Source organism: Enterococcus sp. DIV0086 (assembly GCF_050498705.1).
Lineage (GTDB): Bacteria > Bacillota > Bacilli > Lactobacillales > Enterococcaceae > Enterococcus > Enterococcus faecalis.
Genome location: NZ_JBNIDN010000001.1, coordinates 970,586 through 985,913, shown reverse-complemented (window position 1 = coordinate 985,913; position 15,328 = coordinate 970,586). Strand labels below are relative to the sequence as shown.

10 protein-coding genes and 1 pseudogene are annotated in these 15,328 nt (G+C 36.3%); 10 read left to right on the top strand and 1 reads right to left on the bottom strand.

Annotated elements, in window-relative coordinates:
* The first annotated feature begins 163 nt into the window (after positions 1 to 163).
* From IGI63_RS04645 to trpS, 10 genes are all read left to right on the top strand, one after another.
* Positions 164 to 550, top strand: coding sequence for a hypothetical protein (locus IGI63_RS04645; protein WP_002356835.1), 387 nt, complete (start codon positions 164 to 166; stop codon positions 548 to 550).
* A complete protein-coding gene (locus tag IGI63_RS04640) occupies positions 531 to 2,330 on the top strand; it encodes a DUF2264 domain-containing protein (protein ID WP_002398050.1) in 1,800 nt (599 codons plus the stop codon). The genes IGI63_RS04645 and IGI63_RS04640 overlap by 20 nt, the downstream gene beginning before the upstream one ends.
* A 15-nt stretch (positions 2,331 to 2,345) precedes the next feature.
* Positions 2,346 to 3,488 carry a glycoside hydrolase family 88 protein gene (locus IGI63_RS04635; protein WP_429975401.1) on the top strand — a complete coding sequence of 381 codons (1,143 nt, stop codon included), beginning with the start codon at positions 2,346 to 2,348 and terminating at the stop codon, positions 3,486 to 3,488.
* Between the two features lie 49 nt (positions 3,489 to 3,537).
* A complete protein-coding gene (locus IGI63_RS04630; RefSeq protein WP_429975400.1) occupies positions 3,538 to 4,815 on the top strand; it encodes an ABC transporter substrate-binding protein in 1,278 nt (425 codons plus the stop codon).
* Positions 4,816 to 4,965: 150 nt separating this feature from the next.
* Positions 4,966 to 5,868 (top strand): carbohydrate ABC transporter permease, encoded by a 903-nt coding sequence (locus tag IGI63_RS04625; RefSeq protein ID WP_429975399.1) that lies wholly within the window; start codon positions 4,966 to 4,968, stop codon positions 5,866 to 5,868.
* A complete protein-coding gene (locus tag IGI63_RS04620; RefSeq protein WP_002383582.1) occupies positions 5,841 to 6,758 on the top strand; it encodes a carbohydrate ABC transporter permease in 918 nt (305 codons plus the stop codon). The genes IGI63_RS04625 and IGI63_RS04620 overlap by 28 nt, the downstream gene beginning before the upstream one ends.
* Before the next feature lie 12 nt (positions 6,759 to 6,770).
* A complete protein-coding gene (locus IGI63_RS04615; protein ID WP_010818443.1) occupies positions 6,771 to 7,442 on the top strand; it encodes a hypothetical protein in 672 nt (223 codons plus the stop codon).
* A 100-nt stretch (positions 7,443 to 7,542) separates the two neighbouring features.
* Entirely contained in the window at positions 7,543 to 8,511 is a 969-nt protein-coding gene (locus tag IGI63_RS04610) for a hypothetical protein (protein ID WP_429975398.1), read from the top strand.
* Between the two features lie 10 nt (positions 8,512 to 8,521).
* Complete coding sequence (locus tag IGI63_RS04605) at positions 8,522 to 12,301, top strand: Ig-like domain-containing protein (RefSeq protein ID WP_429975397.1); 3,780 nt, start codon at positions 8,522 to 8,524, stop codon at positions 12,299 to 12,301.
* A 161-nt stretch (positions 12,302 to 12,462) separates the two neighbouring features.
* Positions 12,463 to 13,467 (top strand): tryptophan--tRNA ligase, encoded by a 1,005-nt coding sequence (gene trpS / locus IGI63_RS04600; RefSeq protein ID WP_002362895.1) that lies wholly within the window; start codon positions 12,463 to 12,465, stop codon positions 13,465 to 13,467.
* A 53-nt stretch (positions 13,468 to 13,520) separates the two neighbouring features.
* On the opposite strand, the pseudogene IGI63_RS04595 reads toward trpS, so the two are convergent.
* Positions 13,521 to 15,299 (bottom strand): annotated as a pseudogene (locus IGI63_RS04595) (ABC transporter ATP-binding protein).
* Positions 15,300 to 15,328 lie beyond the last annotated feature (29 nt).

The following is a 15,328-nucleotide window of genomic DNA, read 5'->3' as shown; positions in this document are numbered from 1 at the left end:
TCCTTCTCAAGTACTATTATAGCATATAGTATATTTCTTTTTAGTAAAAAAGCAAGAAAAAGCTTTTTTTACTTTTTTTTAGCAAAAACTATTGATTTTTTGACTAAAAAAATATACTATAAAGTCAAAGAAAGCGCTTTAATTTGATGGAGAAGGTGGTTTAGTGAAAAGATTTTCACTTTTTTTACTAATTTTACTTGCTTTAACAGGTTGTAAATCCGGTGAAAAAGAATTTGATGAAGAATCTCTTCAAAATCTAAAGGAAACGGCACAGTCTTATTCAGAAACAGAATTACAAAATGGTGACGTTCGTTTAAATGAATATATTTCTTTGAAAGGGGAGATTGTTGAGAGCGACAGTCGTTCCAGTTTAATAAAAAAAGGTGATCGTTTTATTTTGAAAAGTGGTTCTAGTAAATATCAAGTTTTTAATGAGCAAAAGAAAAAATTGAAAATTGGTGACGAAGTGACAGTTTACGGAGAATATTACGGCTTTTTGAAAGGGACATTAATTGAAAGTGAGGAGAATCATGATTCAGCCACGAATTAGACAGAATCCTTTTGAAACATACGAAGAAGTTGCAGAAGGATTTGAAGATTTATTAGCGCCACTGGAATTGTTTTTTGATCGAGAGTATCAAGGTCATCTGGATTTAGGGACACACGGAACGGTTTATTCTAAAGGGACACGTGATGCGGAGGCATTTTTACGACCATTATGGGGACTAGGTCCTTATGTAACGCAAAATGAAAGTGAGTATTTGAATGACTTTCTAACGGGAATTATCGAAGGAACCGATCCTGAGAGTTCATCTTATTGGGGAAAAACAAAAGATTATGATCAATTGATTGTTGAGATGGCAGCATTAAGTACATTTCTTTTGTTAAACAAAGAAAAAACGTGGGACCAATTAACAAAAGAACAGCAAAACAATTTACACAGTTGGCTGATACAAGCCAATGAAAACATTATTCCGCCAAATAATTGGCATTTCTTTAGAGTGTTGCTGAATTTAGCGATGAAACATTGTGAAATGCCGTATTCAAAAGAACAGATCGCTGTTGATTTGGCTGTAATTGATCGTTTTTATGTCGGTAATGGTTGGTATTATGACGGAGTCGAGACACAAGTTGATTATTATGTTTCTTTCGCTATTCATTATTATAGTTTATTGTATTGTCGTTTTGCCCCGGAAGATACCGCAAGAGTGGCTATTATGAAGGAACGAGCAACTTTGTTCGCGCAAGAGTTTAAATATTGGTTTACTCAGCCAGGAGAAGCGATTCCCTTTGGACGTAGCTTAACGTATCGTTTTGCTCAAGTGTCATTTTTTAGTGCTTTAGTTTTTGCAGATGTTGAAGCATTGCCGTGGGGTGAGATCAAAGGTCTAATCAGCCGACATCTTCATCAATGGATGAACAAAGATATTTTTACAACAGATGGATTATTGTCGGTAGGTTATGATTATCAAAATATGGTCTTTGCCGAAGGCTATAATGGTCCTGGTTCACCTTATTGGGCCTTTAAAACATTCATTTTGTTAGCGGTTCCAAAAGATCATCCTTATTGGCAAGCAGAAACACAGCCTATTAGCTTTCCAGAAAAACACTTACCTTCACCAGAAAGTCGGAACTACTATCAAGTAAATGATGCAGGGACACATGGTTTAATGTTTCCAGCGGGACAATTTATTAATTATCAAGCTCATGCGCATGATAAATATAGTAAATTTGTTTATTCTTCCCATTTTGGTTTCAGTACTATAAAGAGTGATTATTGGTATTACGAAGGTGCTTATGATAATTGCTTGGCTTTAGCTGAAGACGACCATTATTTCCGCACGAAAGGATTAGATGATCAGTGCGAAATTCTTGATGATCGTATCATTCATCAATGGCATCCTTGGTCCGATGTAGCAATCAAAACGACAATTGTACCATTAGAAGGCCAGCATTTACGGATCCACGAAATTGAGACACAACGTGCATTAGTGGCTTATGAAGGTGGCTTCTCAATCCCGCTCTTCGATGAAAAGGTCACTTGTGTTTCTGATCAAATGGCTGAGGTAAAAAATGCAAAAGGTGTGTCAAAAGTAGAAAATATCAACGGCTTTTCTGAAGCTGCGATTATTCGAACAGAACCGAATACAAATTTACTTTATCCGTTAACGGAGTTGCCATATTTGAAAGCAAACTTGTCGAAAGGGAAACATCTTTTAATTTCATTGGTGACAGGCGTACTACCGAATGAACAAATTGAGCCAGTTAAAGTTAGGTTAAAAGAAAATCAGCTTTTAGTTGAAGAAAAAGTTGTAATTTTGGGGAATTAGGGGGAGAAATACACAATGACAGAAAATGGACAGATTGAGTGGTTGCCGAAGCAAATCAGTTTTGCTTTAAACAAAGTTCGAGGAAATTTAGAGACATTTAAAGAATTAGTTCCACCCGCGGCAAGTTTAAATCAAATTTATTATCCTGAAGAAAATATTGACTGGACGGCCAGCTTTTGGCCAGGAATGTTATTTTTAGCAAAGGAATTAACAAATTCAACAGAGTTCGATGAAGTGATTACCACACAGATGGCTTCTTTTCAACATCGCTTGGATGAACAAATTGAGCTGGAAACACATGATATAGGCTTTTTGTATATTTTAACAGCCATTGCTGATTATCAAGTCAATGGTCATGAGGCCTCAAAAGAAATGGCCTTGCAAGCTGCGGACTTATTAATGAAACGTTATTCACCAAAAGCCAAGATTATTCAAGCTTGGGGGAATTTAGACGATCCAGAGCAACGAGGTAGAATGATTATTGATTGTTTAATGAACTTACCATTATTATACTTTGCAGCAAAAATGACTGGCAAGCAAGAGTATTATGAAGCTGCCTACAATCATGCGAAACAAACACAAAAATATATTGTGCGAGAAAATCACACTACGTTCCATACGTATTATTTTGATACGGAAACAGGCGAAGCTTTATACGGTAAGACGCAACAAGGATATTCAGACGATTCTTGTTGGGCTCGCGGCCAAGCCTGGGGAATTTACGGCTTTACGTTAAGTTATTTATATACAGGAGATAGTAGTTTTCTGGAAACAGCAAAAAATGTTGCTGATTACTTTATTCAAGAATTACCAGAAGACAAAATCTGTTACTGGGATTTAATTTTCAATGAAGGGAGTGAAGAAGAACGTGATAGCTCATCTGCTGCAATTGCTGCATGTGGCTTACTAGAATTATCTCGTCAGCTTCCATTAAATGATGAAAAACATGGCTATTATGAAAAGGTTGAGCTAGAACTATTACAAGCATTAGCGGAAAAGTATACAACGGTTTTACGACCAGAGTCGAACGGTCTATTGCTTCATGGTGTCTATGATAAAAAAACAAATACAGGGGTCGATGAATGCATGATTTGGGGCGACTACTTTTATTTGGAAGCGTTAACTCGTTTAGCGAAAAGCTGGTATTCTTTTTGGTAATTCATGGAGGAAAACTCCTAAAAAATAATAAATAGCGGAGGTAGTACAAATGAAATTTTGGAAAAAAGGCTTAACAGCGGCAGCGTTGTTAGCAGTGGCGGCAGTAACTTTAACAGCATGTGGTGGTTCAAGTGAAAAGAAAGCAACTGAAAAGAGTGAAGATGGCAAAACAAAATTAACAGTAACTACTTGGAATTATGACACGACCCCAGAATTTGAGAAATTATTCAGAGCTTTTGAAGCGGAAAATCCTGATATCACTATTGAACCGGTGGACATTGCTTCAGATGATTATGACACAAAAGTAACAACGATGCTTTCATCAGGAGATACGACGGATATTTTAACCATGAAAAACTTACTTTCATATTCTAATTACGCGCTACGCAATCAATTGGTGGATTTAACCGATCACGTTAAAGATTTAGATATCGAACCTGCCAAAGCAAGTTACGAGATGTATGAAATCGATGGTAAAACCTATGCTCAGCCTTACCGTACAGATTTCTGGGTATTGTATTACAATAAAAAAATGTTTGATGAAGCCGGAATTGCCTATCCCGATAACTTAACTTGGGATGAATATGAAGCGTTAGCGAAAAAATTATCTAAACCAGGAGAACAAGTATATGGTGCCTATCAACATACTTGGCGCTCAACCGTTCAAGCGATTGCTGCTGCTCAAAACAATGCCAATTTGATTGAACCAAAATACAATTATATGGAAACTTATTATGATCGCGCATTGAGAATGCAAAAAGATCAATCACAAATGGATTTTGGAACAGCAAAATCAACAAAAGTAACGTATCAATCACAATTTGAAAATTCAAAAGCGGCGATGATGTACATGGGTAGCTGGTACATGGGGACTTTATTAACAAACATTGATGATGGCAAAACAAATGTCGAATGGGGGATTGCCGAAATACCACAACAAGAAAAAGGCAAAGCAACTACCTTTGGCTCACCGACAAGTTTTGCAATTAATAAAAACAGTAAAAAACAAAAAGCTGCTCAAAAATTCTTAGACTTTGCTTCAGGTAAAGAAGGTGCAAAACTTTTAGCAGAAGTAGGGGTGGTTCCTTCTTATAAAACAGATGAAATTGATAAAATCTACTTTGCAAGAAAAGGAATGCCTTCAGATGAAGTCTCACAAAAAGCCTTTAACCCAGATACAATTAATTTAGAATTCCCATCTGATAAAAACGGTGCCGCAATTGATAAAGTATTACAAGAAGAACATGATTTAATTATGGTCGGCGACGAAAAGCCAAAAGATGGTATTGCTAACATGGAAAAACGTGTCAAAGCAGAGATAGACTAACTATTATTTCCTGCAAAAACACAAAAGATTGATGAAAAAAATAAGCTGAAATGAGTAACCTACAATGAATTTCAGCTTATTTTTTTAAATAAAGAATGTAGCTTGAGTTTGGAAGGAGGGCCTGTTAAGTTCACTTAACAGAATACAATTATGGAAATTACTTCAAAAACAAAAACAGCAAATAAATTGAGACGAAAAAATACGTGGACTGCGTTATCTTTTATCGCACCAAACTTTATTGGCTTTTTTCTCTTCACTTTAATCCCGGTTATCTGTTCACTGATTTTAGCTTTTATGAGTTGGGATTCTTTTTCAACTCCTGAATTTGTCGGAATGAAAAATTTCACCAAAATGATTCATGATGATACGTTTTGGATTTCGTTAAAACAAACGTTTATCTATACGATTGGTGTTGTTCCGTTAACATTGATTTGCTCATTAGGACTAGCGATTTTGTTGAATCGTAAAATTAGAGGGATGAAATTTTTTAGAACGGCTTTTTTCTTTCCTTATGTAACGTCATTAGTTGCGATTGCGGTCGTTTGGAATATGCTATTTCATCCAACAATGGGACCAATTAATCAATTTTTGAAAATATTTATTGAAAATCCTCCTGGCTGGACATCTAGTTCTACTTGGGCTTTACCAGCAATTATCATCGTTAGTGTGTGGCGCTTTATGGGGTATTATATGATTTTGTATTTAGCTGGTTTACAAAGTGTGCCAAGAGAATTATATGAAGCAGCGTCAATGGATGGCGCGGGTAAATGGAATCAATTTTTAAATGTTACCTTACCTTCACTACGACCAACGACCTTTTTCGTGACTATCATGCTTGTAATTAACTGTTTCAAAGTGTTTGACTTAGTTCAAGTTATGACTGGTGGTGGACCAGGACGTGCAACGAATGTGTTAGTTTATGAAATTTACAATGAAGCCTTTGTCAAATTTAATTTTGGTTATGCATCAGCCATTGCGATGGTCTTATTCATCATCGTTCTAGCGATTACTGTGGCCCAATTTAAATGGAATCAACATCAAGAGAAAGTTTAGGAGGAGAAAAGATGGAAGCAACTTTTTCAAAAAAAGAAAATACTCGAAAAGCAAAAACGAAAAAAGCAGAAAAAGTCACACCTGGTGGGATCCTTGTAATCATTCTCTTAACTTTACTTGCGTTAATTACTTTGGTGCCTTTCATTTGGATGGTTTCAGCATCATTTAAAACAAACAATGAAGTTTTCACCATTCCAATTCAATGGATTCCTAAAAGTTGGCATCCAGAAAACTATTCCGTTATTTGGGAACGCATTCCGTTGTTAACTTTCTTTAAAAATACGTTATTTTTAAGTATTGTGATTACGATTATTCAACTATTTACTTCAAGTTTTGCAGCATATGGCTTTTCAAAAATGAATTTTAGAGGAAGAGATACACTTTTTATTACGTACATCGCAACAATTGCTATTCCTTGGCAATCGTATATGATTCCACAATTTATTATGATGCGTCAATTAGGTTTGACTGACACGTTATGGTCACTTGTTTTATTACAAGCATTTAATGCATTTGGGGTCTTTTTACTGAAACAATATTACAGTAGTATTCCAGATTCACTATGTGAAAGTGCGCGGATTGATGGGTTAAGTGAGTGGGGAATTTATTGGAAAATTATTTTACCATTAACCAAACCAGCTTTAGCCAGTCTCACGATTATTACTTTTGTGAATACATGGAATGACTATATGGGACCTTTCATTTATTTATCTTCTACTGAGAATAAAACAATTCAGTTAGGTTTGAAAATGTTCGTCGGTTTATTTGATGCTGAATATGCCTTAATCATGGCCGCATCAGTGGTTTCTATTTTACCAGTAGGGATTGTCTTTTTAGCAATGCAAAAATACTTTGTTGAAGGTATTGCTACATCTGGAATGAAGAATTAGGAGGAAGTTTGAATGTTTACTAAGCAAACCTTTGATAATAATATCTATATGAAAATTTTTCGCTGGCTTTACATTTTATTTATCGGTAATCTAGGGCTTCTCTTAGTGAACATTCCTTTTTTCATAGCGGTGATTAGCTTAGACATTGATCCACGAAACCTCCCACTTTTTGTAGTAACGTTGTTGCCGATGGGGGCAGGGATGATTGCACTTTTAGGCTTAATCGATACTTTTAAAGAAGAAAAGGAGCTGGATCCATTTAAAACTTTTTTCCAAAAGTTTCGTCAGTTTGGGTTAAGAGGCTTTCTTATCAGCTTGCTAGGCTTAGGAAGTAGCATCATCAGTGTGACAGATATATTCTTTTTTGCCAAAACAACGATTGGTAAATGGTTTATTCCATTGATGGTCCTTCTGCTAATTTTTGGGTTAGCTATTATGCTGAATGCTTGGTATTTTCAAGTACGAAACCCGCAAGCTTCTTTTAAAGATGTGTTTCGGATTTCTGTTTACTATGGACTGCGGAAATGGTATGTCAGCTGTCTAAATGTTTTTTTACTATTCTCAATGTTTGCAATGATGTTTTTGAAGCCACAGTTTGGGTTTGTTGTAACCCCTGTCCTTTTCCTAGGGATTATTTATTTAAATACTGGGAAATTGCATAAAAAGCAAAAAAAGAATAAATAATTTTTACATAATAAGTAATCTCGATTTTCAGGAAAATGAATGAAGGTGGGGTTGCTTATTTTGTTCTTGCCTTGTTTATTAAAGTGGAGGGAGCGAACGAATGAAGAAAAAAATAATTATTTTAAGTAGCTTTTTGATAGGTGCTATTTTTGTGCTCGTTATTTTTACTACCAGCCAGCAAAGTATGATTAATAACGAAGCAATCCAAGTCGAAGAATTAATTGTTTATGGCGATAAAAATATGAATCGTGTAGCGAAGCAATTCTCTGATCAGAATAATTTAACTTCGTTTGGGAAAAATTTCTGGCGCAAAACGTATAACGGAAAATCACCCACTCAGGAACTACTGAAGGTTGCAACGGAGGATTTAGTACAACATAAAATGATTAAACAGCTGGCAACGGAGTTAGAAATAGCCCACTCACAAACATTTGGGCAAGAAAAAAAAGAATGGCAAGACCAAAAGAGCAGTTTAACGCTCTGGCAATTTTTAGATGCAAAAGATCAACAATTACAGGACCAAATAAAAGAGAAATTAATGGAGAAAGAAAAGCCAACGCAAAAAGAATTGCGGCAGGCCTTTGAGCAATTGGATGATAAATATAAAAAGACCGATTACTTTGTTGAAGCAATTGAAATTCCAACTTTTTCAGGTAAGCAAGCAGAATTAGAAAAAATAGCCGAAGCAATCTCTCCGAATCTATCTTATGAGGAGACGTTATTGGAGTGGCAAAATAAATTACCTAATCTTGTTATTGAATCGTATCAATTGAAGAGTGCAGAAATCCAAAAAGAGGATATTTATTCGTTGTCTGTTGGGGAGATTCTTAGTGAAAAAGCTGTTGGTACCGTGGTGAAAGGATACCACGAAAACCAATACTTTTATATTTTTAATAAGGAAGGAGGGCAACTTTTACAGTTTGAAGAAGCACCACAATTTGGCAAAAATGCCTATATCAACACACGCTACAAAGAGAAATTAGCTACGTATCAACGAGCAACCAAAGTAGACTTGTTGGAGAAAGACAGAGAAAAGTTTTTTCAAAATTATCAAAATAAAAACAGTTAAGGAGCAGAAAATGAGAAAAAAAGCGTATTTTAAAAGTGTAACCATCTTCCTTTCTATTTTGCTTGTTTTTTCCCAGCTTCAATTATTTAGTCTTCCTGCTTATGGGGAAACAGTGAGTGATCAACCGTTACTTTTTCGTTCAGTAGGTGTCGCTCAAAGTGGGACGACCTACTATGTGGATGGGGAAGGAGGAAATAATGCCAATGATGGGCAGTCTCCAGCCAGTGCTTGGCGTGATTTTGAAAAAGTGAATCAGACGGAGTTTCAGCCAGGCGACCATCTTCTGCTGAATGCGCAAAGTACCTGGAATAACCAATTGTTGCATCCAAAAGGGAATGGGACAGCGGCACAAAAGATTGTCATTGATTTTTATGATACGAATGACAAAGGAGAAACCATTTTTGAAACAACACGGCGTCCGATTATTAACGGTGGTGGCACCTACAGCACAGGGACTTTCAAACGTGCAATCTCAGGGGCCGTGCAGTTAGTGAACCAAGAATATTGGGATATTTCAAATTTAGAAGTGACAAATACACCAGAGCTAGATAATCTCGAAGGCTATAAGAAACCAGGAGATGCTCAAAGAGCGGGGATATTAGTACTAGGATATGAACAAAATCGAACGTTCAATAGTGTCACGATAAGGAATAACTATGTTCATGATGTTCAAACAGAATATTATTTGAATCTAAGTGGGAATACTGCAACCAAACGATTAAAAGCGGTAGGTGGAATTATTGTTTTAGGAAGTTGGTTTGATGAGAATGGCAATGTAGTAACGGCAGCCAATGATCATCGAACAACGACTGGATTTAATGATATTTTGATTGAAAATAATGTGATTCAACGAGTGGGACTTGAAGGAATTCGAACAAAAGCTGATTCAGATACCTCAAGAGGCAACACTTTCTACAAAACGTTTTCTAATATTACGATTCGTAATAACTATTTAGAAGATATTGCTGGCGACGGGATTGTCTTGTCAGAAGCCAAAAGTGGCGGAGTCGTCGAAGGAAATGTTGCTGTCCGAATGTGCAATGCTGATTATGGTACACAAAATTACGCGGGCGTTTGGGCAATGTCTGTAGATGACGGACTGTTCCAATATAACGAAGTATACGGAATCAAATATGGATTTAACGATGCTGAAGCTTATGATGTGGACATGCAGTCAAACAATGTTATTTATCAATATAACTATTCACATCATAATACTGGCGGCTTTTTATTGCTTATGTCTGATCAAAAAAATTCGGTTATTCGGTACAATATCTCAGCTAATGACGGCGGTGGTAACCGAGGAACAGGTAAAGACAATCCAGGCGGAGCTGGTGGCTACAATTATAAAGAACAAAGCATTTTCCATTATTGGGTGAAAAATGATGGAGCGGCAATGCCAACTATCCACAATAATACGATTTATGTTGGCGACGGCATTTCAACATCATTATTTGGTGAAGGAAATAGTTCTGACAACAGTGGTACAGTAGCCAATTTTTACAATAATATTTTATACAAAGAAGGTACCGGACAATTAAAATTCTTATCTAATTATCCAACAAATGGGACACAACCAATTGAACGTAAAATGGTCGATAATCCAGAAAAATATTTCAAAAATAATGTTATTTGGCCAAAAGAAATTGCTACAGAAAAAAGTGGTGCAACTGTTGAAAAATTAGTATCAAGTGGAAACATTTTTGAAAAACCACAATTAGAAATCACAGATAACCCTGAAAAAGTGAAAGAGTTGGCAGAGCAAGAATTTACGACATTGAAACCAACAAAAGATAATGTGGTTGAATTTACTTCTAAAGAACGCTTACGTCAGCGAGCACAAATGTTCCAGTTAAAAGAAACCTCTCCAGCGATTGGTAAAGGCTTGTCGGAAGTGAACAGTGCGGCCGAAGACTTCTTTGGAAATAGCTTGAAAAATAAAGTTTTAGATATTGGTGCGCAACAAGCATCCACAATTGAAAAAAGTATTCGTTATCAAAATCAAGTGTTAGAAATTAGTTCGGCAACAGGTGTGTATCCTAATTTGCCAGAGCAAGTTGAATTAACGTACGAAGAAGTCGTTAATGAAGAAGTGGTTGCGACAGGCAAAAAAGAATTTAAGTTACAATGGGAAGCAATCCCTCAAGAAAAAATTAATACAGCAGGCACAGTTGAAGTTGCAGCAACAGTTATCGGCTTACCGATAGATGCTGTCAAAGTAACAGCCAAGGTCTCTTTTGAGGGTGAACTTGGTGAAGGAAAAGACACCGTTAAACTAAAAACAGCTCAAACTGCCTATGTTCAAAAGAGTGATGGTAACCGAGCATACTCTGCTATAGCAGGCGGTACCGCTGCCATTAGTTCAGGACACGCCTATAAATATCCTTATGGAGTAAACTATACGGGCAATTGCGCATTAAAATTAAAAAATGCTAGTTCTGCGGGGTATAATCGCCGGATTTACGTTGAAATTGATACACAAGAATTGAAGAACTATCAATCACTAAAAAGTGCCAATTTAGAACTAAATGTGATGCGTTATGATGCGTGGAATGGTGCTGGAAATACAAATGATCAACGTTTGAAAAATACGCAGTTCCAAGTAGATGTTTATGGAACAGATACTAATTGGATGAGTAACACCATTACTTGGAACAATGGTCCAAATAATTTAAATGTACCAAATGAAGAATTTATTGCTCGACAATCTTTTACAAATAGCTCAATTATGAATAATCAAAATACAATCTCTATTGATATTAGTAACTATCTACGGAAGCTAATTCAAAGTGGTGAGAAAATTCCAGCCAAGTTAAGTTTCTTATTAGCGATTACAGACAGTCGTTTGCCTGGTTATGATTCTGATAATGCTGGGTTTGATGCTTTTTCAAAAGAAGGCGCACAAAAGGCCTATCAAGACTTTTTAGCAGGCAAATTGACCTTGCCAACTGGTCAACAGCTAACAGAGGATAGTTTAGCTCCTAAAATTGTTTTATCGAATGTTTTCGAAGTCAAACATGAGTCGATTGAGGTTGCGACAGAAGCGGGTCAAGCCCCTAATCTACCAGAAAAAACAACTATTTTTTATTCGGATGGTTCACAACGAGAAGTGACTGTCAATTGGTCAGAAGTTCCAGCATCTTCTTATCAAAAAGAAGGAACATTCACTGTTGTAGGACGAGCAGCAGGTGTCTCAATGCCAATTATTGCCAATGTAAAAGTCACCGCTAAACATATTGTTGGATTCAAGGAATTGCCTACGCTGGATCGACTAACAGGCACCTCGCGAGGCGAACTGAATTTGCCAACTGAAGTAATTGCAAAATTAGATGATGGTAGCGAAACGAAATTGAAGGTTATTTCTTGGGATGACGATGTTAGTAATTATTCGCCAAGTAGCCCGCCAGGTACTTACCAGTTCCCTGCTGCAGTAGAAGAAAAAATAGGAATTGCGAATCCCGATGAACGAAAAATCTTCCAAGTCGTGCAAACTCATGCGATTCCTGAAAGAATTCAATTTGCTACAGAAACAGCCACTATAAAATCAGGCGAAAATTATCAAATTCAATCTAAAGTGATTGGTCAAGCGCCGCACACAGAAACGGATGCTTGGAGCTCGCAAGTAACGTATGAGTTGGTTACACCAGATGCTGGCAATACAGTAAGTGTAGATGAAAACGGTCTGATTAGGACAGAAGCAACGACTGCTGCAGGAAATTATCAAATCAAAGTAACAAGCAAAGTTTTGCCGATAGTGACTGCACAATTTTCAATTAAAGTCACAAAATAAATAAACTGTTTGAAGAGACTGGAACAAGAATTGCTGTAGCTTGCAATCTTTCTAGTCTCTTCGATTATCTAGAATCAATAAATATTCTATTGCCTACTATTCATTCTTTTTAAAACAAGGTAAAATAATAAATGAAAGTAAACGATAAAGGTGTGTAGACAATGAATACTATCTTAACAGGTGATCGTCCAACTGGTAAATTGCACCTAGGACATTACGTAGGTTCCTTAAAAAAACGAGTAGAAATGCAAGCAGACCCTACAAATCAATTATTTGTCATGATTGCAGATTTACAAGCATTGACAGATAATGCAAAAAATCCCGAAAAAGTTTCAGCCAATGTTTTAGAAGTGGCTTTGGACTATTTAGCAGTTGGTTTAGACCCTACGAAAACAACAATTTTTATCCAATCGCAAATTCCACAGTTAGCTGAATTAACAATGTACTATCTAAATTTAGTGACCACGTCACGTGTTCGTCGGAATCCAACGGTCAAAGCAGAAATTGAGCAAAAAAAATTTGGAGAAGGTGTTCCGACAGGATTCTTTATTTATCCCGTTTCACAAGCTGCTGATATTACTGCCTTTCAAGCGAACTTAGTCCCAGTTGGGGAAGACCAAAAACCAATGTTGGAACAAGCGCAAGAAATTGTGCATAGTTTTAATCAGACGTACGGTGAAGTTTTAGTTAGACCGGAAGCTGTGTTACCACCAAAAGGCATGGGACGCTTGCCAGGAATTGATGGCAACGGAAAAATGAGTAAGTCGTTAGGTAATGGTATTTATCTTTCAGATCCAGCTGAAGTAGTACAGAAAAAAGTAATGAGTATGTATACCGATCCAAATCATATTCGTATAGAGGACCCAGGACAAGTTGAAGGAAATATGGTCTTTACTTACTTGGATGTTTTTGGGAAAAATAAAGAATATATTGAAGAATTAAAAGAGCACTATCGCCATGGTGGTTTAGGAGATGTGAAAATTAAACGTTACTTAATTGATGTCCTAGAAGAAGAACTCGCACCGATTCGTCGACGTCGTGAAGAGCTGGCTAAAAATCCAGAAGCGATTATGGAAATGTTGCATAAAGGAAGTCTTGCTGCTGAAAAAGTGGCAGCACAAACCTTAACAGAAGTCAAAAAAGCGATGGGAATTCAATATTTCTAAGCAATAAAAGAACTGGAACAAGTCAAAAGAAGAATGACTTGTTCCAGTTCTTTTTAAGTGGTTTGAAATTGACTATTATATAAGCTGGCGTAAAGAGTCGGAGCTTGTAATAGTTCCTGATGCGTTCCTTTTTCAATAATATCGCCATTTTTCATCACTAAAATTAAATCAGCATTTTCAATCGTGGATAATCGATGAGCGATAACGAAGCTTGTTCGATTTTCTGTGACAGTTTCCATCGCTTTTTGAATATGGGCTTCTGTTCGTGTGTCCACACTCGAAGTTGCTTCATCGAGAATAACAACGGGCGGATTTGCTAAAATGATTCGGGCGATGGTTAATAACTGTTGTTGCCCTTGTGATAATGCACCATTTTCGCTAGAAATAATTGTGTCATATCCTTGAGGAAGGGTCCGAATAAAATGATCACATTGAGCAATTTTAGCTGCTTCAATTATTTCTTCACGAGAAGCATCTTTTTTTCCATAGGCAATATTATCTGCTACGGTTCCTTCAAATAGCCAAGTGTTTTGTAAAACCATGCCAAATAAATTTCTTAGATTTTGTCGAGAAAGTTTCGTAATATCAATCCCATCAAAAGTAATGGCACCTTGATTTATTTCATAGAAACGCATTAATAAGTTGACTAATGTTGTTTTACCAGCGCCGGTGGGTCCTACAATGGCCACTGTTTTTTTCGGTTGAACAGAAAAATCAACATTTTTCATTAAAATTTTTTCTGGTGTGTAGCCAAATTGAACATTTTTAAATTCAATGGCTCCTTTAGGAGAAGAAATAGTTTCTAAATGAGTTGCTTCTGGCTGTTCATCAGCTTCATCTAAGATAACAAAAATCCGATCAATGGAAGCCATCGCTGCTTGAATTGAGTTAATGACATAAGAAGCGGTAGAAATCGGCTCAGAAATTTGGTTGATATATTGCAAATACGCTTGCAAGAAACCAATCGTAATACCACCAGATAAAACGAGCATTGCGCCTAAGATAGCACTAATAATAAAAGCCAACTGATTAATAAAACGAATAGCTGGATAAATCGCAAAATTTAGAAACTGTGCTTTTTTAAAGGCACGATAATGTTGTTGATTAACAGCAGCAATTGTTTTTTCAGCATTTTGCTGTTGATTAAAGGTTTTTGTGACCAAATTTCATGCTAAATATTCTTCCATCTTATTATTTAATTGACCTAATTCAGCTTGACTTTGATCAGCAAACACCTTGTTTTTATTCGCGATTTTTGTCGTCATGAAAGTACTGCCGCCAATTAGGAGCAACACTAAAATGGTTAATTTTGCATCAATATAGAACAACATGATTCCTGCAAAAAGGATAGTCACGACGGAAGTGAAAAATTGGTTGATGCCTGTTAAAAGAACTTGTGACAATTGGTTTAAGCCAGTTGTTGAACGACTAATGATATCGCCCACTTGGTGATTGTCAAAGAAGGCCATTGGTAAAGTTTTAAACTTTTTTGTCACTTCTTTTCTAATTCTTAAAGTAACCCGTTCGCTTAAAGAAGCCATTGCTCGTTCCTGAATAAAAGAAGTGATACTACTAATGATTGAAAAGAGAATTAAAAGTAAGACGGGACCTAAGAGCGCTTCTTCAACTAAAGGAAGTGTCATACCTTTGAGCCCGACACGCTTGATAGCTTCTAAGAGGTTATCAATCCCGATTGCCATAATATAGGTCATGGCAACAATTAATAAGTTTCCAATTAAACTGCAGATCATTAGACCATAAAAGATTGGATGCTCAGGTTTAATCATTTTCCAGAAACGTTTAAAGCTTTGAAGATTCATTGTTTTTTTCATTGTATGGCTTGAAAAGAAAACTTTCTTTC